This is a genomic window from Gilliamella sp. B2911 (assembly GCF_026536965.1).
In the GTDB taxonomy this organism is placed as follows: domain Bacteria; phylum Pseudomonadota; class Gammaproteobacteria; order Enterobacterales; family Orbaceae; genus Gilliamella; species Gilliamella apicola_E.
This window is the reverse complement of record NZ_JAFNNA010000011.1, coordinates 19,644-38,580: the sequence shown is the minus strand read 5'-3', so window position 1 is coordinate 38,580 and position 18,937 is coordinate 19,644. Positions and strand designations below refer to the sequence as shown.

19 protein-coding genes, 1 tRNA gene and 1 pseudogene are annotated in these 18,937 nt (G+C 33.3%); 9 read left to right on the top strand and 12 right to left on the bottom strand.

Annotated features, from left to right (window positions below; translation table 11 throughout):
• Nucleotides 1-3: 3 nt before the first annotated feature.
• From plsY to truC, 4 genes are all read left to right on the top strand, one after another.
• Complete coding sequence (plsY, locus tag J3U27_RS09355) at nucleotides 4-603, top strand: glycerol-3-phosphate 1-O-acyltransferase PlsY (RefSeq protein WP_267377319.1); 600 nt, start codon at nucleotides 4-6, stop codon at nucleotides 601-603.
• A 156-nt stretch (nucleotides 604-759) separates the two neighbouring features.
• Nucleotides 760-1,365 (top strand): recombination mediator RecR, encoded by a 606-nt coding sequence (gene recR / locus J3U27_RS09350; protein WP_267377318.1) that lies wholly within the window; start codon nucleotides 760-762, stop codon nucleotides 1,363-1,365.
• 73 nt (nucleotides 1,366-1,438) lie between these two features.
• Nucleotides 1,439-2,260 (top strand): pyridoxal phosphatase, encoded by an 822-nt coding sequence (locus J3U27_RS09345; protein ID WP_267377317.1) that lies wholly within the window; start codon nucleotides 1,439-1,441, stop codon nucleotides 2,258-2,260.
• 16 nt (nucleotides 2,261-2,276) lie between these two features.
• Nucleotides 2,277-2,987 carry a tRNA pseudouridine(65) synthase TruC gene (gene truC, locus J3U27_RS09340; RefSeq protein WP_220225989.1) on the top strand — a complete coding sequence of 237 codons (711 nt, stop codon included), beginning with the start codon at nucleotides 2,277-2,279 and terminating at the stop codon, nucleotides 2,985-2,987.
• Nucleotides 2,988-3,465: 478 nt separating this feature from the next.
• Here truC and J3U27_RS09335 read toward each other — a convergent pair whose 3' ends face one another.
• The 7 genes from J3U27_RS09335 to J3U27_RS09305 all read right to left on the bottom strand — a co-directional run bounded on the left by J3U27_RS09335 (nucleotide 3,466) and on the right by J3U27_RS09305 (nucleotide 8,649).
• Nucleotides 3,466-4,524: a tyrosine-protein phosphatase gene (locus J3U27_RS09335; protein ID WP_267377316.1), complete on the bottom strand. Its 1,059-nt coding sequence runs from the start codon at nucleotides 4,522-4,524 to the stop codon at nucleotides 3,466-3,468.
• Between the two features lie 14 nt (nucleotides 4,525-4,538).
• Nucleotides 4,539-5,354, bottom strand: coding sequence for a PTS system mannose/fructose/sorbose family transporter subunit IID (locus tag J3U27_RS09330; RefSeq protein WP_065563530.1), 816 nt, complete (start codon nucleotides 5,352-5,354; stop codon nucleotides 4,539-4,541).
• The gene (locus tag J3U27_RS09325; RefSeq protein ID WP_065563529.1) at nucleotides 5,351-6,142 is read right to left on the bottom strand and encodes a PTS mannose/fructose/sorbose/N-acetylgalactosamine transporter subunit IIC; all 792 of its coding nucleotides are present in this window, start codon (nucleotides 6,140-6,142) and stop codon (nucleotides 5,351-5,353) included. Before J3U27_RS09325 ends, J3U27_RS09330 begins: the two co-directional genes overlap by 4 nt.
• A 45-nt stretch (nucleotides 6,143-6,187) precedes the next feature.
• Nucleotides 6,188-6,661: a PTS system mannose/fructose/N-acetylgalactosamine-transporter subunit IIB gene (locus J3U27_RS09320; protein ID WP_267377315.1), complete on the bottom strand. Its 474-nt coding sequence runs from the start codon at nucleotides 6,659-6,661 to the stop codon at nucleotides 6,188-6,190.
• 11 nt (nucleotides 6,662-6,672) lie between these two features.
• Entirely contained in the window at nucleotides 6,673-7,104 is a 432-nt protein-coding gene (locus J3U27_RS09315; RefSeq protein ID WP_267377314.1) for a PTS sugar transporter subunit IIA, read from the bottom strand.
• A 197-nt stretch (nucleotides 7,105-7,301) separates the two neighbouring features.
• Entirely contained in the window at nucleotides 7,302-8,153 is an 852-nt protein-coding gene (locus J3U27_RS09310) for a MurR/RpiR family transcriptional regulator (protein ID WP_065734047.1), read from the bottom strand.
• A 199-nt stretch (nucleotides 8,154-8,352) separates the two neighbouring features.
• Nucleotides 8,353-8,649, bottom strand: a complete 297-nt coding sequence (locus tag J3U27_RS09305; protein ID WP_267330757.1) for a DUF6694 family lipoprotein — start codon at nucleotides 8,647-8,649, stop codon at nucleotides 8,353-8,355.
• Between the two features lie 386 nt (nucleotides 8,650-9,035).
• On the opposite strand from J3U27_RS09305, the gene J3U27_RS09300 reads away from it, so the two are divergent.
• Nucleotides 9,036-9,109: transfer RNA gene (locus tag J3U27_RS09300), tRNA-Cys, on the top strand.
• 82 nt (nucleotides 9,110-9,191) lie between these two features.
• On the opposite strand, the pseudogene J3U27_RS09295 reads toward J3U27_RS09300, so the two are convergent.
• A pseudogene (locus tag J3U27_RS09295) lies at nucleotides 9,192-9,446 on the bottom strand (integrase); the annotation flags it as partial.
• Nucleotides 9,447-9,571: 125 nt separating this feature from the next.
• On the opposite strand from J3U27_RS09295, the gene J3U27_RS09290 reads away from it, so the two are divergent.
• From J3U27_RS09290 to J3U27_RS09280, 3 genes are all read left to right on the top strand, one after another.
• Nucleotides 9,572-10,015 (top strand): baseplate hub protein, encoded by a 444-nt coding sequence (locus J3U27_RS09290; RefSeq protein ID WP_267377312.1) that lies wholly within the window; start codon nucleotides 9,572-9,574, stop codon nucleotides 10,013-10,015.
• Nucleotides 10,016-10,057: 42 nt separating this feature from the next.
• Nucleotides 10,058-10,762 carry an OB-fold protein gene (locus J3U27_RS09285; protein WP_267377311.1) on the top strand — a complete coding sequence of 235 codons (705 nt, stop codon included), beginning with the start codon at nucleotides 10,058-10,060 and terminating at the stop codon, nucleotides 10,760-10,762.
• A 982-nt stretch (nucleotides 10,763-11,744) separates the two neighbouring features.
• On the top strand, nucleotides 11,745-11,939 hold the full coding sequence (locus tag J3U27_RS09280) for a hypothetical protein (protein ID WP_267377310.1): 195 nt from the start codon (nucleotides 11,745-11,747) through the stop codon (nucleotides 11,937-11,939).
• 24 nt (nucleotides 11,940-11,963) lie between these two features.
• Here the strand turns inward: J3U27_RS09280 and J3U27_RS09275 are convergent, their stop codons facing one another.
• The 3 genes from J3U27_RS09275 to J3U27_RS09265 all read right to left on the bottom strand — a co-directional run bounded on the left by J3U27_RS09275 (nucleotide 11,964) and on the right by J3U27_RS09265 (nucleotide 15,805).
• On the bottom strand, nucleotides 11,964-13,112 hold the full coding sequence (locus tag J3U27_RS09275; RefSeq protein WP_267338683.1) for a sugar diacid recognition domain-containing protein: 1,149 nt from the start codon (nucleotides 13,110-13,112) through the stop codon (nucleotides 11,964-11,966).
• 225 nt (nucleotides 13,113-13,337) lie between these two features.
• Nucleotides 13,338-14,483, bottom strand: a complete 1,146-nt coding sequence (locus J3U27_RS09270) for a glycerate kinase (RefSeq protein WP_065734054.1) — start codon at nucleotides 14,481-14,483, stop codon at nucleotides 13,338-13,340.
• A gap of 17 nt (nucleotides 14,484-14,500) precedes the next feature.
• Nucleotides 14,501-15,805, bottom strand: coding sequence for a GntP family permease (locus J3U27_RS09265; protein ID WP_065734055.1), 1,305 nt, complete (start codon nucleotides 15,803-15,805; stop codon nucleotides 14,501-14,503).
• 389 nt (nucleotides 15,806-16,194) lie between these two features.
• On the opposite strand from J3U27_RS09265, the gene yegQ reads away from it, so the two are divergent.
• Entirely contained in the window at nucleotides 16,195-17,538 is a 1,344-nt protein-coding gene (gene yegQ, locus J3U27_RS09260; protein WP_065734056.1) for a tRNA 5-hydroxyuridine modification protein YegQ, read from the top strand.
• A gap of 52 nt (nucleotides 17,539-17,590) precedes the next feature.
• On the opposite strand, the gene proA is transcribed toward yegQ, so the two are convergent.
• Nucleotides 17,591-18,844, bottom strand: coding sequence for a glutamate-5-semialdehyde dehydrogenase (proA, locus tag J3U27_RS09255; RefSeq protein ID WP_267377308.1), 1,254 nt, complete (start codon nucleotides 18,842-18,844; stop codon nucleotides 17,591-17,593).
• Between the last annotated feature and the right edge of the window lie 93 nt (nucleotides 18,845-18,937).

Here is an 18,937-nt window from a genome sequence, read left to right as displayed (position 1 = left end):
GTTTTGTCATTACAGATTATACTAATGATCATTATTGCTTATCTCTGTGGTTCACTTTCAGGTGCTATGATAATTTGCCATTTGATGAAGTTACATAATCCTTCTTTATATGGTTCTCATAACCCCGGTGCGACAAATGTATTAAGGATTAATGGGCGATTACCTGCTGTTTTTGTATTAATCTTTGATATGTTAAAAGGTGCTATTCCGGTCTATATTGCTTATCGACTTGGAATATCACCTTTCTTTTTAGGTATTATTGGTATTTCGGCTTGTCTTGGACACATTTTTCCATGCTTTTTTCATTTTCGTGGTGGAAAAGGGGTAGCAACTGCGTTAGGAATGATGGCGCCGATTGGACTTGATTTTACAGGTTGCTTTTTGTTGACTTGGTTTTTTACATTAATTACAACGGGTTATTCTTCTGTCGCGGCAATAGTCGGTTTTCTTTTTGCACCTTTATATGTTTGGTTATTTAAACCAGAATTGACATTACCTGTTACAATGCTTTCATGCTTAATCATTATTCGCCATAGTAGCAACATAATGCGCCTATTAAAAGGCGAAGAGCCCAAAAGCTTTTATCGTCGCAGGAAAAAATAAACTAAAACACAATTAAGCTTAATTTTCAGTTACTAATTGTTATTAGTGATATATGAAAGATTAATTATTTTTAAATTAAAGTAATAGAATATTTTTTGTTTTACAGACAATTCAAACAAGGTATTATTATTCATCTTTTAATTATGTGGTTAATTCATGCAAATCAGTCCGTTACTAGAATCACTTATTAGCGCACTTCGCTGCTTACCTGGAGTTGGTCCAAAATCAGCACAACGAATGGCTTATCATCTATTACAACGTAATCGTCAAGCTGGTCTCCATTTAGCTCATGAGTTAAATGAGGCTATGAATAATATTGGTCATTGCAAACAATGTCGAACCTTTACTGAACAGGAGATCTGCAATATCTGCGCGAATATCCGTCGACAAAGTAGCAATCAACTCTGTGTGGTTGAATCTCCAGCAGATATTTTTGCTATTGAGCAAACAGGGCAGTATAGTGGTCGTTATTTCGTTTTACTGGGGCATCTGTCACCACTTGATGGTATTGGCCCGAGTGATATTGGTCTCGACCTTTTAAAAAGTAGGTTAAGTTCAGAATCAATTAGTGAAGTTATTTTAGCTACCAATCCCACTGTTGAAGGTGATGCTACAGCTAATTATATCGCCCAAATGTGTAATGAATTTAATATCGTTGCGAGTCGCATTGCGCACGGTGTACCAGTGGGTGGAGAGCTTGAAATGGTTGATGGTACGACATTGTCACATTCCTTTGTTGGGCGACAAAAGATAGATTTTTAGCTTTTGATAATTTACCAACAATCAGATTATTAGCTATTAATGGGTATTAAGAAGAAAGAGGAAGAGAAATCTTATGAAATATAAAGCAGTCGCATTTGATATGGACGGTACGTTACTTGGTAGTAATCGTTTAATCCTTCCTGAAACAGTAGATATGATACAAAGAATTAGTGATAAAGGAATTAAAGTCATTTTGGTATCAGGTCGTCATCATACCGTTATTCACCCTTATTACTACCAACTAAATTTATCTACACCTGCGATTTGCTGTAATGGAACCTATTTATACGATTTCGAAAAGCAGCAAAACTTTGCTGCAAAACCAATGACTAAACAACAAGCAAAAACATTGTTAAATTTAGTTAACCAATATGGCATTCATACTATGATTTATACTGATCAGTTTATGAATTATGAAGTTCTTGATGATCATTTAGAAGGTTTCTTTCAATGGGTGAAGTCTTTACCTGAATTTCTACAACCAGAAGTTAAAAAAGTTGATGACTTCGAGAAACTGATTGATCAAGCAAATTTGATTTTCAAATTTGCGACTAGTAGTCATGATATTTCAGCATTAAAACAATTTTCAAATGCGGTTGATGCGCTTGGTGAGTTTTCTTGTGAATGGTCATGGTCAAATCGTGCTGATGTGGCGGTAAAAGGGAATACTAAAGGAAACGGATTAAAGCATTGGGCTGAACATGAAAATATCAAATTAAGTGAAATTGTAGCTTTTGGTGATAGTTACAATGATATCAGTATGTTATCCATAGCAGGATTAGGCATAGCAATGGGTAATGCGGATAAAGAAGTCAAAGAAAAAGCCAATTATTCAATTGGCGATAATAACAGCCCAAGTATTGCCGCTGAACTTGAAAAAATATTTTTAAATTAGAAATATTAATTTTAAGATGGTCTTTGAAATTCTTTATCAAGATAATGATTTAATCGCAATCAACAAGCCAGAAGGGTGGTTAGTACACCGAAGCTGGCTTGATAAAAATGAAACTGTCGTTGTCATGCAAACGTTGCGCGATCAAATCGGACAGCATGTTTATCCCATCCACCGTCTTGATCGACCAACATCAGGTGTATTAATTTTTGCTTTATCTAGTGAGATTGCAAGATTGTTATCTGAACAATTTGCATCCAAACAAATAGAAAAAGTTTACCATGCTATTGTACGTGGTTATGTTGATGATGAAGCAATCATTGATTATCCCTTAGTTGAAGAGTTGGATAAAATCGCTGATAAGTTTACTCGTAAAGATAAGCCGGCCCAAGATGCTATAACTTTTTATAAAGGTTTGAGTAAAATAGAGTTGCCTATTGAAGTGGGTAAATATAAAACAGCTAGATATAGCTTTGTTGAATTAAAACCACAAACAGGAAGAAAGCACCAATTACGTCGTCATCTTAAACATATTTTTCACCCTATCATAGGTGATAGTAAACATGGTGATCTTCATCAAAATCGAGCTTTTAGTCAATATTTTGATATTAAGCGCCTGATGTTACATGCTAGTACTGTTAAAATGATTCATCCCATTACATCTACCCCTATCACTATTCATGCAAAATTAAGTGATGATTGGTTAACGATATTACAAAATTTTAAATAAGTTTATTTGGGTTTAATGTCTTCTAACAATATTAGTTTTTGTCATTTAGCATGATAAACATTACAGCGTTATGCATTATTAATGATGGGTATATTCTTTGTCTCAATTAATGCTTCAAAAAATAATTAAAAGCATTAGATTAAGAATTTAATCAAATATAGTAATGGATTCATAGCTTTATAATCATCAGTTTTTTAAAATTTTTCTTCATTATTGAATATAAATTCAATTTCACTTCAGCATGGAAATATATCTGACATCTTTTGATAAGTGGTGATTATTGATTTTCTTGTGCTTTCGAAAATTATACTGAGATCAATTAGATTTAGTTGAACAGTGGAAAAAGTAGAAAGCTCATTTTAAAGTTTTTCAGCACTTTTTATTTATGCTTCATGTTTTTACAATTAATTTCAATAATTTGTTTAAATTGAAAAAAGCGCAATTTTACAATTACGCTTTTAAATTATTAACTGAATGATTAAGCTTCGAGATAAATAGACGCCATTTTTTCGAAATCTTTATCGGTAAAACCAAGTTCTTGCTTAATGTAATTGCTAGGTGAGCCTGCAATTTTTCTCATAGTATCGAAAACCTCATTAATAAAGATTTCTCGGGTATCAATTAAACTTAGTAGATAACCCAAAACGTCTTCATTATCAGTGATCTCTCGATAAGCAGCCATTTTTATTTTATTGCGTTCCAATCGATTATCATGTGTTAGCATATAATCATATATAATATCTGATTCAGATACACCTAACATAACTTGAATTAACAATACACCATAACCCGTCCGATCTTTACCGCCTCGACAGTGTTGAAGGCTAGGGCTGTTATTTGAATCTAAAATTACTCTTAACATTTCTCGATAGGCTTTTTTAGATTTTTCACTTAGTACAAAGTTACGATATTGCTCAAGTACTTGTATACCGTCACCATTAACTAACTCCTTTGGAATATCTCGAAGAACACTTTCAATTAATGCCCGATCTTCATTGCTTGGATCAGCTGCAAATTGTGCAGCTAATTCTGCTGTTTGAGCAGAGGCATCCAAATTAAAAGTTTGTTTTTCACCAATTGAACAATTCGGGCTTGTTTTAACCTCATTTTCACAACGATAATCAATGATTGTTTTTATATTCAATGCTTTTATATATTGTTGTGCATCAGGTTTTAGGTCATGAAGATGATTAGAACGATACAACATTCCCCATTTTATACGTTTTCCTTTTGCACCGACATAACCTCCAAAATCACGGAAATTATTTAGTCCATTGATTGGTAATGTTCGTTCTCCAAATAAAAATGGTTTTTGGTCATTTATTTGTAATATGAGATAGATTCGGCTTTTAGCATTTAATGGATCATCAAATATTACTGGGGATTTTAATGCTTTTCCAATTAGCGTTTTATTATTAGTATTTACATCAGCTTCGGTTGTCCAATATAAATCTGCAGGCTTATCACTATTAAAAGTAACTTCTAATTTTCCTTGCTTATTCCTAATTACTGATATTTCATTATTTTTTTCTAACATAACTTTCTTCCTACCTAGTGTAATATGCCGACTGATGAAAGAACGACTCCAATTACCATTACAGCAATAATGAGCGATACTGTATATTTACCTTGAAATTTCCTAACTAAGAAAAATACAGCTAAGGTAAAAAGAAGCGTTAATAAATTTGGCATTACCTTATCAAACATTTCTTGAACTTTTATTGATTGCTCACCAACTTCAATTAAATAAGGTGTTGATACTTTTACTGTTGAGGCTATTAACGATCCTAGCACCATTACGCCAACGACATTAGCAACGTTACTAATTCGCTGAATAATATTTGAATTTTTAGATTGCTCTATAAGATCAATTCCTTTGTTATATCCATAATGAACAAAGAAATATTTTGTAAAAATGTTGACTAAATTATAGATGAAAAACATTAATATGGGTCCAATGATATTACCTTGTAACGCAAAAGCTGCGCCAATACTTCCACATATCGGCATCCAAGTAAATTTCAGTAGACTATCACCCAAACCTGCAAACGGGCCCATTAATCCAGCTTTTAACGAGATGACCGCATCTTTTTCTTCTTCCGTTGTTTTCTCCTCGACAGCAGCTGTAACGCCAAGAACTAATGCTCCGGCATTAACTTGCGTATTGAAAAACTCAAAATGGCGTTGCATTGCTCTAACGCGAGTTTCTTTATCGGCGTCCTTATAAAGACGGTCTAGAATTGGAATCATACAGTGAGCAAATCCAATCGTTTGTAATTTTTCATAGTTGAATGAAAAAGGGATTGTTTGTATTTTCCAAAAGACACTATTAAGATCTTTTTTAGTAATTTTCTTTTCATTGTTCATAGGTCATATTCCTCTTCAATACTGTCATTTTGCATAGGTTTTTCTTGATTATTTTGATTATTGTTTTTGCCCGCGGTGAATGCCATGTCATATAAAACAGCAAAGGCAAGTGCAACGAAGGTAACAGGTATGATTGGTAGTTTTAGGTAACTAGTTAAAACAAATCCGAGCAAAAAGAAGAACCACATTGAGCCTTTTAATAACATCAACAATAGAATACAAATACCTACTGCTGGGATTAATTTTGAAGCGACACCCATACCATCAATTATATTCTTTGGAATAGCGTCTAAAATTGTTTTAATCAGATCACTGCCAAAATAAATTGCTAAAAAGCATGGAACAGCTCTAATTAAAAACCATATAGGTGTTGAAAAATAATGTACTTTAACTAGTCCTTTATAATCTCCATTTTGTATGCTTTTTTCTGCCCATGGATTTAAGAAACAAGCAAATGATCGCCATAGAATAAGTAATTGTTGGCAAAGTATTGAAACGGGTAGGGCTAATGCAACTCCAGTGGCAACGCCACCGCCAGTTGAAATACCTAATGAAACGCCAATAATTGCACCAGCAACAATATCTGGCGCTGAGTAAGCTCCAACATTTCCAACGCCCATCCACATAAGTTCAAGTGTTGCACCAATGGCTAATCCTTGAACCATATCACCCATGATGATGCCTGCTACAGTACCGGTTAATAAAGGCCGACGTAACATTTGTGGCCCGACATCATCGAGTGAACAAATTCCCGCCCAAATGGCGACAAGAATAGCTTGTGTTAACATGAGTTAACCTCCAAATTATAGAAATAAATGTTTTAATAAATAGTGTTAGCTGAGTAGGGTTTTTAGATCGACAATGGGATCTTTAGGCACCATCTGAATTTCAACTTCAACATTTTTTGCAATGAGATTTCTAAACGCTTGTTCTTCTTCTGGTGTGACAGACACCGCTCTTGATAATTGATGACGACCATCTTGCATTCTCATTCCACCTACATTGAGTTTTTCCAGTGACAATCCACCGTCCACTAATGCGTCAACGTCAATACTATTGGTGAACAGTAACATTGTTCTTTTTTTGATAGTTGTCTTTTTTAAGATTTCGATAAATTGCTGTACTCCAAAGATCAAAACCTTTAATCCTGGCGGTGCAGACATGGTTAATACTGATTGTTGAACTTTGTCATCAGCAACTTTATCGTTGATGACTAATACTTGCTCGATATCATAGTTTTTCACCCAAGTAGTAATAACTTGTCCATGAATTAATCGGTCATCGATTCGTGCTACATTAATTGGCATTGGTGTTCTCCTTACAATTCATTAACTTGTTCATTTTTAATATTTAGCAGTTGTCTAACGTCTTTACAGCTTTGAGGAAATGCTTCTTCAATAGCTTGTTTGGCATCGTTCAATGTTCCTTCTCGATTGTTTAAAACTTCAAGTAGTACGGGAATATTAAAACCACAAAATAGTAAAACATCGTCATGGGATATCAGTAATTCGCTAGCAAGATTGCAGGGAGTTCCTCCCATAATATCAACCAAAATAATTACTCCATTGCCTTGATTAAGTTTTTTATAACTACTTTGCATTTCTTGTCGTAAGTTATTGATATTGCTATCAACTAAAACTGAAATAATGTGGATACTTTCTTGCTCGCCCATAAGCATCTGTGCACATTCAAGTGCACCCTGAGCAAAAGGGCCATGACTTGCTAAAATGATAGGTAAAGGATTAGACATAAAAATTTCCTTGTTTGTAACTTTATTACTAAATATGTAAGTATGTTTAGTAATAAAGTTACATCTACATTTAAAAATAGTCATCCATTTTTTAAGAAATTTTTATAATTTTGTGAACAAGATCAAATTTATTAAAGGAAAAGTTTAAGTTAATGACTTTTCAACTTGATGAGATTATTTGATTGGTAAATTTGTTATTACTTCTGGGTATATCGAGGATATTTTCGTTTTTCACGATTTTGAGTTTGCTGTAGTAACCTTTCATCATATTTACGAATAAATAAGTTAGTTAACAACATATTAATGACTGATATTTGTGAAATTTTGGAACGAACAGGAATCAATCTAGAAGCGTGTTCCATAGATGTCGTATGTAAGACAAAAGAGGCTAATGATGAAATTTGACTTTGCCCCATTTTAGTAATAGCAATAGAAGGGACTGATGATTGTCCAGCAAGTTTAAGTAAATCTACACATTCAGGTGTTTCACCAGAATGCGAAATAATAATAACAAGATCATTCTTGTCTAACGTGCTGATCAAACTACGTGAAATATGAGCATCAAAATGACAATTTACATCTTTCTTGATTTTAATTAGTTGATATTCAAACTCTTTACCAACCAAGCCACTGCTTCCTACGCCAAATATCACAATTTTGTTACTTTTGATTATTAATTCGATGGCACTGTTTAATGCATGAGTATTAACAATGGAATGAGTTTCGTCTATAGAGGATTTTTCCATAGCTTGAACTTTGCTATTTACTTCCTCAAGAGAGTCATTCAAATTAATATCATCTTGAAGAATTTCAGTACTAAGCTTTTGAGGAATTGAGCCGATAAGATCGACCTTAAAATCACTAAAACCTTTATAACCTAATTTGTTACAAAGTCGTAAAATGGTCGTTGTGCTAACATGATTGTGTTTTGCTAAGGTTTGTATACTCATATTTTTTAGCGCTTGAGTATTTGCAATAATATATTCGGATACTTTTAACTCCTTAGTTGATAAGTCTTTTTTTACTTCTCTGAGTTTTAGTTCAATCATTGCACACCTCAAAAAACTATTTTAGTGAAGCAAGTATATAAAATTCGTCTTAGAAATTAAAAATAATTTTATAATTTATTAATCAAATTTACTTCACATAATCCTATTAGTTGCTATCAATAATAAAAAAGATTCAATAATATTAGACTTTTCCATAAAAAAACCCGCAAAAGCGGGTTTTTAGTGTAATAAAAGAAAATTATTTATCAAATTCACTGATGATTTCTTTTGCTGTTTTTCCATCAAGTTTATTTTTCATTTCAGTAAAGATTTTATTTTGATCGCCAGCATTAGCTGGGTTAAGTGCAGCAGTAGAAGCTACTTTAGTTAGTGCTCGTCCAAAAGCAAGCTTATCAGAGTCACTTAATTTTTCAGTAACTTTTTGAATAGAAGTTGCATAAGTTTCTTGAGTAGAAAAATCAATTTTAAGTCCATCGTCACCACAACCAACTAGGACAAAACTTAATAATGATACAGCTAGTAATTTCTTGAACATTTCCTTTCCTTAAAAATATATTGTTAAATGCAGCGCTATTTTTATACTAAATACGGTCAATTATCAAGTGATAAATCAATTTCTATACAAAAATAAATATTATTTTAAAAAGTTGGAATCTATAACACGAATTATATTCTTTTTATTTCTAGGTATATAAAAAGGTAATTTTTACGGATAAAGTCGATTTTTAAACTCAAAAACCCTGTTCCTCAACTTTTTTTCAATAATTTATCTTGACGTAGGTGCTTTTAAATTTTTTATTAATGTCCTAAATATAGGACAATTGAAATAATCGCTACGACTGCTGTATTTATAACCTATTTAACCTTGACGATAGAGTAAGCCAATGCTAATATTTGCCACCTATTCAGATAGACCTCTACGGCGCGTTGGCAGAGTGGCCATGCTGCGGATTGCAAATCCGTCTACCTCGGTTCGACTCCGGGACGCGCCTCCATTAAAACATCAAATAAATTAATAAATTAGAAATTCGGATGTTTAAAAAATTAAACCACTTGGAATATACTTAGAATATACAGTTAGAATAAATCTTCTTTTGGGGGCGGGTTTAGCGTCGGTGTAACTTTGACTTTTCTATCATATTTATTAACTTGCGCTTCAGTTTTGTGACCACTAAATAGCTGTTTATCTTTGGTCGCACCTTCGTAGTCTGAAATAGCTTTAGCTTTAATATCATGAAATGTGCAATCGATTTCTCTGCCTAATTTTTCTTCTGCTTTTCGTTTTGCATCCTGCCAATATGAATTAAATGTTTTTTGGATCAATGCTTCTCCTATATTATATTTCCGCATTTAAACGGTACAATTAAAATTAAACTTGTTTCAAAATTACAGCTATTAACTGGTTTTGTGTCATCAGGTAATAAGAGCATACACCGAAAAAAACAATAGTCAAAACAATGCAGAAAGGGCAGAAAGATAGTGACTTTTTAAATGAAGCTGTGAGTAGTTTTGATGTCCATAAAGGGGCGATTAATTTACCCAATGACAGAGTTTTGCCTCGCGGTAAAGTGATGATGTGCGATACGCGCGAAGCAATGCATAAAATCGCTATTAACAATAATGCGGACTGGTCTATACAAGATGATCAGCTAGTTGTTATTCCTAAAAATAAAGCCCTTGCTAATAACGAGGGCTGGGTTATTTCTAGAAATACAGGAATGATTGGAAGCCCCAAAAAAAGCAACGAAGGTTTAGAAGCTACAACGCTATGCAATCCGCATTATAGAATTGGTTCGCTTGTTCGTGTTGAGTCAAAACTCACCGAGTATAACGGCGATTTATACGGTACAAACTGGCACAGCAAGCTAGTTTGTGTTGGCGGAAAGTTTGAAAAAGTATGATTAATTTGTTATTTTGTCGTCTTTATGAATGGGAAATAATAAATGAAAAAGATAATCGCTGTCTCGCTATTAATGTTAATTGGTTTTAATGTGTCGGCAAATGATAATGCAAAAAGGCTTATTGAACTTGTTATAAAAGAAGATGTATCTGTTTTTAGAAATGGTGGAAAATCCAATATAAGTGATGAAATTTCTGTAGCTAAAGCATCACAACTAATAAGCGAATATGAAAATAACCAATATAAATATGAAAAAACATATAATGGAAAATTAATTAATATTAAAACAGTTGCTTCGGGCGTAAAAACTGATTTGTCAGGCGATCCTTATATTGTTGCAAATGGTAAAAATCAATTTGAGTATGTTTCTCTCGAACTAAAAAATAAAAATGATGCTATGAATATAAACAAAGGAAGTAAGCTTGACCTAATTTGTGTTGGCACAAAAAATAATGTTATGTTTCCGACATTGAAAAATTGCGTGACTGCTGATAGTTATTTTCAAAAATATGTTGAAACAACGATGGAAACAATAAATAACTTAAAAGAAGATGACAAGCCCGCTTCAACTATTGAAGCATTTTATTTTGGATTAGTGAAATTTGATGTTCAACACCCAAACTTATTAGATAAGTATAAAACTGCGAGTGAATTTTTTAAAAGTAAAAATGTAATTGATGAAATAGCTAAAATTGTTAGAGAGTCTCTAACAGAAGAAAACAAGATAACACCAATGCCGAAACCATAAGTGTTCCCTATACACATAGGGATAAACCGAAAATATATTCATGTTTAAAATAACCAGTGAAGTGTTCCCTGTATACGCAGGAATTAACGTTTAACAATGTAAACAATTAAAAATTAACAATTAACAACCCGCTTCGGCGGTTTTTTTATTGCCTAAATAAATTTTTAAGGAAAATGATGGATTAACAACTAAAATTCATCAACGTGTTTTGTTTTGTGCCGCTAATTCATTAATAGCCGCTTCAGCCAAAAAAATACTCCGATCTAATATATCATTGAGTTTATCCTAACTGATTTTAAATATTAATAAAATAATATAATAGATTAACAGTTGATCAGTAATATTTTTTAGAACTTAGTTATTTGAGTAAAAATTATGAGTAATAAAAATCTCACACAAGGTGGCCTGTTTTTTTTGTGTGCTTATTTAATGAAATTAATTAAATTTGTCAAAAAGTAATATTTAGTTATAAAAGATTTACTCTAACAACGTTGAGGCGAATTGAAAGAATGTTAGAATATGTAAGAATTAAAATTATAACAAATTGAAAATCCGTCTACCTCGACTAGGGACTCGTCTCCATTAACGTCAATGTTTTAATTAATTAAAATTTCTGTAATAAAACTAAGTTGCTATAGATTAGTGGTAGAGATACCAACCTTAATCCAAAGTCTTTTTAAAATAATTTTATAATTCATTAAGTTAACAAAGTTCACTAATGGTTTTATGTAATATTTATTTATATCTTATTATTTAATATTGCTCGATAATCGGAACTTGCCATATTATTAATAAACTAAATTAAGCCGTTGCATTTTATTTTTATTAAATCTTTGTGGTTAGCACTTTTATCCATGGTTCCGATTTTTATTTTTAAAAGTTAACTTTATATCTTCAATGAAGATTTATCATTTATAATTCAAAATTGATTAACTTGCGATTTTTTTTATAATTTTTATCAATAATTAGGATAATATAAATTATGAGTTATTTTAATTATCACGCTAAAGTCAAAAAATTGATAAAAGAGGGTTTTCTTACTCGATATGAGTTTGTCGATAATTGGAATGGTATCAAACCAGCACTAGTTTTATATTTTGAGAATTCAAATCCAATGCCGATACGAGAATATCGCTGGCAAGAGTATTTGCCGCTTATTGAGGCTGGTGATGAATAATTTCATTATATTTAAAATATAAGGTTATTTATCGAGTTGTAGTGCAATATAAAGCAGTACACGATCATCAAATTTCGATAAATCTAATCCAGTTAGTTTGGCAATATTATTCAATCTATACTCAAGTGTATTGCGATGTATAAATAGATTTTTGGCAGTATTGCTATTGTGCAAGTTATTAAAAAACCAAGTTTCAAGCGTGTTTTGCAATAAACCATTTGTATCAGATGCTTTTAATTTATTTAAAGGGGAAAGTAATTCTTCAGCTTGCCAATCTTGGTTTAAACCATCTAATAAAACCGGTAAGATAAGATCTTGATAATAGTAGTTACGGCATTCTGGTAATCTTTTTTTACCGATTTCTAAAGCTGTTTTAGCTGTTTGATAAGATCTTGCTATTGTGTCGTTTCCCTGATGAAAATATTTTCCTAAAGATATTTTTATTGCAAATTGACTAAGCAGTTTTGTATGGCTAACTAGTTTTTCTAGTTTTGCCTTATGTTCTGAAAAATCCCATCGGTTAAACTTATTTAAAGCGGGTAGTAATATAACAATTTCGGTTAGTGACTTTATGGCTACTAGTTTGGTTAGTGTTTCGAGTTCATTTCGGATTTGTTGTAACTCCTCCATTGCTGTTTGAATTCCCAGCTGACCACTCTCGATTTCAATAATAACAGCAACATAAGCTAACGATAAGTCAACATTTAATTTTCGACTCCATTCATTTATATTTGAAAGCGTTTTATCTGATTGAATTATTGATAATATAAACTCTTCTTTTAACCGATTTTCTTGAGATTGTTGATTGAATGATAAAGCTTGTTCCATCATCATCTCTGCTGTCATGCTCACAAGTTCAGCAAATTGGATTATTTGTGCGGGTTCACCTGTTATGCCAATAACGCCAACAATTTCTTTTTTTAGTTTTAGTGGAAAATTAACACCAGGTTTAACTCCTTTAAGTTTTTTTGCAGTTGGATTGTCAATGGTAACAACTCTGCCTTGTGATATAGCTAACACCGCACCTTCATGTAATTCGCCAATACGTTGTGTATCACCACTACCTATAATTTCACCATGATTATTCATTATATTGACATTACAGTTGATGATTTTCATAGTTTTATCAACAATATATTGAGCAAGTATTGGTGAGATGCTTTGCGATTTCATAGCGATAAACCTTATATTATTAACAAGTTCTAATTCATAACTCATTGATTTTAATTTTATTACTATAACTTTTGTTGAGATCGTGTTAAAACTTTTTAATTATAGCAGACTTTAGGTCTGTTAATTTAATATTAAGATTTATCTATGTTTAATTAGATAATAATTGGGGAGTAAAGAATAGCCTCTTTATTTCCCCATGCTTTTGTTTGTTAGTGTCTAAAAGTGTTAAAGTTTAGTAATACTAATTAAGCGACCAATATTTTCACTGGTTCGTTCAATATTTTTGAATCCATCAGCCAATAAATCTTCAATCTTAGATAGAGATGGGATGATTCCAAAAATGGCATTAATTCCTTCTGGATAAAGTTCTTCGATGTTTTCACCAATCATTCCTGCTAATGCAATAACTGGAATATTGTGTTTTTTGGCAGTTTGTGCCACACCATAAGGCGTTTTTCCAAATTTGGTTTGAAAATCAATTCCACCTTCTCCTGTAAAACAAAAATCGGCACCAATTAATTGGTTTTCTAAATTACTATATTTGATAACAATATCGATGCCTTTTTCCATTTTACTATTGGTAAATGCCATTAATCCTGCCCCTAATCCGCCAGCAGCACCAGCACCAGGAATAGTCGCAACATCTTTATTTAACTGAGATTTTATGATTGATGCATAATGTTGTAAGTTCGCATCCAATTGTTCAACCATCTCAGGGGTTGCTCCTTTCTGTGGTCCAAATACTCTTGAAGCACCTTTTTCACCACAAAGTGGGTTGGTAACATCACTTGCAACAATAAATTCTACACTATCAAGTTGAGGATTTACTTCAGACATATCAATTCTAGCTAAATTGCCTAATGCTCCTCCACCTTTAGGGAGTAGTTGATTGTTTTTATCGTAAAGCTTTACGCCTAAGGCTTGTGCCATTCCGGCTCCACCATCATTTGTCGCGCTACCGCCAATACCTAAAATAATTTTTTTAATACCCTGTTTTAAGCAGGCAAGAATCAATTCACCTGTACCAAAGGTTGTGGTAATTAATGGATTACGTTGTTCTTTGGTAACAAGATGGATACCACTTGCTGAAGCCATTTCAATGACTGCTGTGGTGTTATCTCCTAGAATTCCATAATAGGCAGTCACTTTGTTACCAAGTGGACCAGTAACTTCACAAGCATGTAAAGTTCCATTAGTCGCATCGACTAGTGATTGTGTTGTACCTTCACCACCATCAGCCATTGGGACATGAATATATTTGGCATCAGGAAATACCTTTTTTAAACCTGACTCCATTGCTTGACACACTTCCTTTGCTGTTAAGCTTTCTTTAAATGAGTCAGGAGCAAGAACAAATGTTTTCTGTTTCATAAAAATTACTCTTAATATTACATAATAAATTGATAGAAAATAATGGCAATAATTGTCATTGTTCCACCAACCATCGCTTCATATGGAATCAATTTCATACGTTGTTTAATTGTCATATTCATACTACCGCCAGTTACATGAAAGTAATTCCCTTGCGGTAATGAATCAATAACTGTTGCACCAGTATGCATCATAACAGCTGCACTAAGAGCTGGTATTCCTAAATCTGTGATGGTTGAACCAAATGTACCTGTTGCTAAAATTACACCTGTTGAAGTTGATGCTGTAGCTGCTGCCATTAAGATACCTGAAATTGGTGATAAGTAATAACCAGAAATTCCCATTGAATCAATGATATTGATAACTTGAGCTGCTAGGTTTGATGAACCAATTAAACCTGCGATAGCACCAGCACCGACAAGAATAAGTACAGTTGGTGTCATTTTTTCAATCCCAGATTTGGTATACATTGCAATGTTACGATGTTGTCCCATTGCTAACATGCCGATGATCCCTGCTACAGGAAGCACATATAATGCATCAATCTTTAAATTAGCTAGTGCTTCAATATGGAAAATATTGCCTATAGGGCTAACCATTAATAGAAGGATTGCTGTTACAGGAGCAACGATTGCTTTGCCTAATGATGGATTTTTATTTTTCTGTTCAGCATCATTTTTTTGTAATGCAACGACTTCGTCGTTAGCAATTTTATCGCCTTTATTTTTTATCAATGAAGCGATAACGACAGTTGCAATTAAACCAAATAGAGCAGGAATAAAACCCGCTATCATCACATCACTTAAGCTTAAATTGAAGCCATTGGCAACAGCGATAGTATTTGGGTTAGGTGATATAATATTCCCAGCTTTACCACCACCAGAAAGTGCTAATAATAACGCTAATCGAGAAATGCCCATTTTATTACCAACAGATAAAGCAATAGGTGCAACGATTAATACAGCAACTGGAATAAATACGCCTGATGCAGTAATAATACCTGTAGCTAATGCTAAAGCGAGTAATGCTTTTTTCTCACCTAATTTTCTAACGACAGCTTGAGCAATAGTTTCCGCTGCGCCCGATTCCATCATTACCCCGGCTAGAATACCCGCAGCTAATACTCTAATCACAGTGCCCATGATACTTTGAGTACCAGTAGTTAAAATTGTGACAGTTTGTATTAGATTTGCTCCACCAATGAAAGCACCAATTATCGCACCAAAAAATAACGAATAGACTGGATTTATTCCACGTAATATAAGAAATATTGCAAGAAAAAGTCCTATTATAGCTCCATACCAACTAATGAGTTCAGTCATTTAAATTTTCCTCATGTTTCTATGACTATTAAAAAGTATTGCGCTAATTTTATTATCGAATTAGTTTGCTATCTATGTGGTTTTGCACAAATGTGAGCTATAAAAACAAAAAAATATTGGGCTTTATAATAGCGTTATGTGATCTTCGTCACAAAGTTAGTGCGTTTCACGCATCCAATTTTATAAAAATCTAGGTCAACAGCTCATATAAAATTAGGCGATAAGATTAGATTTGTGAAATTATTGTTTCTTATTGCGATTTTTTTGATCTTTATTGTAAATACAATTAATTTGCCAATCCTATAGCTAAAGCGTAAAATGCCCATCCTATTTTGCTTAACCTATTACCTTATAGGGTAATACTGACTTGAAATCAGAGGCATTTTTTAATGACAAATTTATATTCAAAACCAGAATTACTTTCTCCTGCTGGTTCGCTTAAAAATATGCGATACGCTTTTGCCTATGGGGCAGATGCGGTTTATGCTGGTCAACCACGTTATAGTTTGCGTGTTCGAAATAATGAATTCAATCATGAAAATTTAGCGATAGGAATTAATGAAGCACATGCGCAAGGCAAAAAATTTTATGTAGTTGTAAATATAGCTCCTCATAATTCAAAGCTGAAAACCTTTATTCGAGATTTAGAGCCTATAGTAAATATGAAGCCTGATGCTTTTATCATGTCTGATCCTGGCTTAATTATGTTGGTACGTGAGCATTTTCCTGAAATGGAAATTCATTTGTCTGTACAATCAAACGCCGTTAACTGGGCTACGGTAAAATTTTGGCACAATATTGGATTAACCCGCGTTGTATTATCACGAGAGTTGTCTCTTGATGAAATAAAAGAAATTCGTGAAAAAGTACCCGAGATGGAACTTGAAGTTTTTATTCATGGTGCGCTTTGTATGGCTTATTCGGGACGATGTTTATTATCTGGTTATATTAACAAACGTGACTCTAACCAAGGAACTTGTACCAATGCTTGTCGTTGGGAATATAAAGTGTCCGAAGGTAAGGAGGACGAAGTAGGGCAGATAGTACATAAATATGAACCAATTCCTGTAAAGCAAATTGAACCGACTTTGGGCATTGGCACAACAACAGATCAAGTCTTTATGTTAGAAGAATCAGGTCGTCCTGGCGAATATATGCAAGCTTTTGAAGATGAACATGGAACTTATATCATGAATTCCAAAGATTTAAGAGCGGTTGAATTAGTTGAAGATTTGACGAAAATTGGCGTACATTCATTAAAAATTGAAGGGCGGACAAAATCCTTTTATTACTGCGCTAGAACCGCTCAGGTTTATCGTCAAGCTATTGATGCAGCGAGTGAAGGTAAGCCATTTGATCCTCGTTTATTAACTGAACTTGATTCACTCGCTCATCGAGGATACACCGAAGGCTTTTTGCGTCGTCATAAACATGAAGATATGCAGAACTATGTTCATAGCCATTCAGTGTCAGATAGACAACAGTTTGTTGGTGAGTTTAGTGGTCAACGTTTAAATGGATTAGCTGAAATTATTGTGAAAAATAAATTTTCAGTAGGTGATAGTGTTGAGATGATGACACCAAAAGGTAACACAACGTTCATTATTGAACGAATGGAAAATAAAAAAGGCCAACCTGTTCCTGCTGGACTCGGTGATGGCCATATTGTTTATATTCCGGTAGCTGAAGATATTGATTTAAATTATGCGCTTTTAATGCGTAATTTTGATTAGTCCATCTCTATTTAGCTAACTGTTTGAATTTATAAACAGTTAGCTAATATCATTATTGACGGATTAAATCTTCACCATAACCAATCCATTTATAAGTTGTTAATGCTTCTAGACCCATTGGTCCTCTGGCATGTAATTTTTGAGTACTGACAGCAACTTCGGCACCTAAACCAAATTGTGCGCCATCCGTAAATCGAGTTGATGCATTAACATAAACTGCAGCCGCATCAACTAGCTTAATGAATTGCTCTGCATTAAGTAGACTTCGAGTTAGAATGGCTTCTGAATGGCCACTTCCATATTCCCGAATATGTTCAACTGCTAATTCAAGTGAATCAACAATCACTATGTTCAGATCTTTGGAAAGCCACTCTTGTCTAAGTTCGTCATCTTCTACTGGAAATAGATTTGCTACGCCTGAATTTAAAATTTTATAAGCATCAGGATCAGCATGTAATATGACGTGATTATCAGCCATAATTTGACTAAGTTTAGGCAGAAAAGTATTTGCAATTTCAGTATGTACGAGTAATGTTTCTACAGAGTTACATGTACTTGGTCGTTGAGTTTTCGCATTTAGAATGATTGAAAAAGCTGCGTCAAAATCTGCACTTTCATCGACAAAGATATGGCAAACTCCAATACCGCCAGTTATGACCGGAATGGTTGAATGTTCACGGCAAAGTTTATGTAGAGCCTCACCGCCTCGAGGAATAATCATATCTACATATTTATCAAGTTTGAGTAACTCAGTGATATATTTACGATCAGGATTATCGATTGATTGAATAGCAGTTTCAGGTAAGCCGGCTTGATTTAATGCTTGTTGAATAATGGATATGATAGCCGTATTAGTATTAACCGTTTCTTTTCCACCACGAAGTATCGCTGCATTACCTGTTTTTAAACAAAGAGCAGCAATATCTATAGTAACATTAGGGCGGGCTTCATATATTACACCAATTACACCTAGCGGAACTCGGTGACGTTGTAACTTTAATCCGTTCTCTAAAACTGACCCATCGATAGTTTGCCCAATAGGATCGGTTAAGGAGACAACTTTGCGAACATCATTAGCAATAGAGTATAGTCGCTCTGGCGTTAATAATAAACGATCAAGCATTGCTTCACTCAATCCTTGATTTTTTGCTATAGCAATATCTTTTTGATTCGCCTCTAAAATGCTTTGAGAGCTTTGCTCCAATAAATCAGCAATACTAATTAAAGCCTGATTTTTGATTTTAGTTGGGCATTGTGCTAATTGATATGAGGCTTGTTTTGCTAACTTTCCAATTTGGTTTATCATTGCTTAACCTTAATAGATTTTACTCACACTGTGTTTGACAGAATACAGATTCTCTAAAAAATAATTTATCTAATGATATTATACATCCCACTC

Coding starts and splice junctions, on each gene's coding strand:
- J3U27_RS09310 (WP_065734047.1), bottom strand. CDS start 8,153: ATGATTGAACTAAAACTCAGAGAAGTAAAAAAAGACTTATCAACTAAG.
- J3U27_RS09325 (WP_065563529.1), bottom strand. CDS start 6,142: ATGTTAACACAAGCTATTCTTGTCGCCATTTGGGCGGGAATTTGTTCA.
- J3U27_RS09285 (WP_267377311.1), top strand. CDS start 10,058: ATGAAAAAGATAATCGCTGTCTCGCTATTAATGTTAATTGGTTTTAAT.
- J3U27_RS09265 (WP_065734055.1), bottom strand. CDS start 15,805: ATGACTGAACTCATTAGTTGGTATGGAGCTATAATAGGACTTTTTCTT.
- proA (WP_267377308.1), bottom strand. CDS start 18,844: ATGATAAACCAAATTGGAAAGTTAGCAAAACAAGCCTCATATCAATTA.
- J3U27_RS09290 (WP_267377312.1), top strand. CDS start 9,572: ATGCAGAAAGGGCAGAAAGATAGTGACTTTTTAAATGAAGCTGTGAGT.
- J3U27_RS09320 (WP_267377315.1), bottom strand. CDS start 6,661: ATGCCAATTAATGTAGCACGAATCGATGACCGATTAATTCATGGACAA.
- J3U27_RS09275 (WP_267338683.1), bottom strand. CDS start 13,112: ATGAAATCGCAAAGCATCTCACCAATACTTGCTCAATATATTGTTGAT.
- recR (WP_267377318.1), top strand. CDS start 760: ATGCAAATCAGTCCGTTACTAGAATCACTTATTAGCGCACTTCGCTGC.
- truC (WP_220225989.1), top strand. CDS start 2,277: ATGGTCTTTGAAATTCTTTATCAAGATAATGATTTAATCGCAATCAAC.
- J3U27_RS09345 (WP_267377317.1), top strand. CDS start 1,439: ATGAAATATAAAGCAGTCGCATTTGATATGGACGGTACGTTACTTGGT.
- J3U27_RS09305 (WP_267330757.1), bottom strand. CDS start 8,649: ATGTTCAAGAAATTACTAGCTGTATCATTATTAAGTTTTGTCCTAGTT.
- J3U27_RS09280 (WP_267377310.1), top strand. CDS start 11,745: ATGAGTTATTTTAATTATCACGCTAAAGTCAAAAAATTGATAAAAGAG.
- J3U27_RS09270 (WP_065734054.1), bottom strand. CDS start 14,483: ATGAAACAGAAAACATTTGTTCTTGCTCCTGACTCATTTAAAGAAAGC.
- J3U27_RS09335 (WP_267377316.1), bottom strand. CDS start 4,524: ATGTTAGAAAAAAATAATGAAATATCAGTAATTAGGAATAAGCAAGGA.
- J3U27_RS09315 (WP_267377314.1), bottom strand. CDS start 7,104: ATGTCTAATCCTTTACCTATCATTTTAGCAAGTCATGGCCCTTTTGCT.
- J3U27_RS09330 (WP_065563530.1), bottom strand. CDS start 5,354: ATGAACAATGAAAAGAAAATTACTAAAAAAGATCTTAATAGTGTCTTT.
- yegQ (WP_065734056.1), top strand. CDS start 16,195: ATGACAAATTTATATTCAAAACCAGAATTACTTTCTCCTGCTGGTTCG.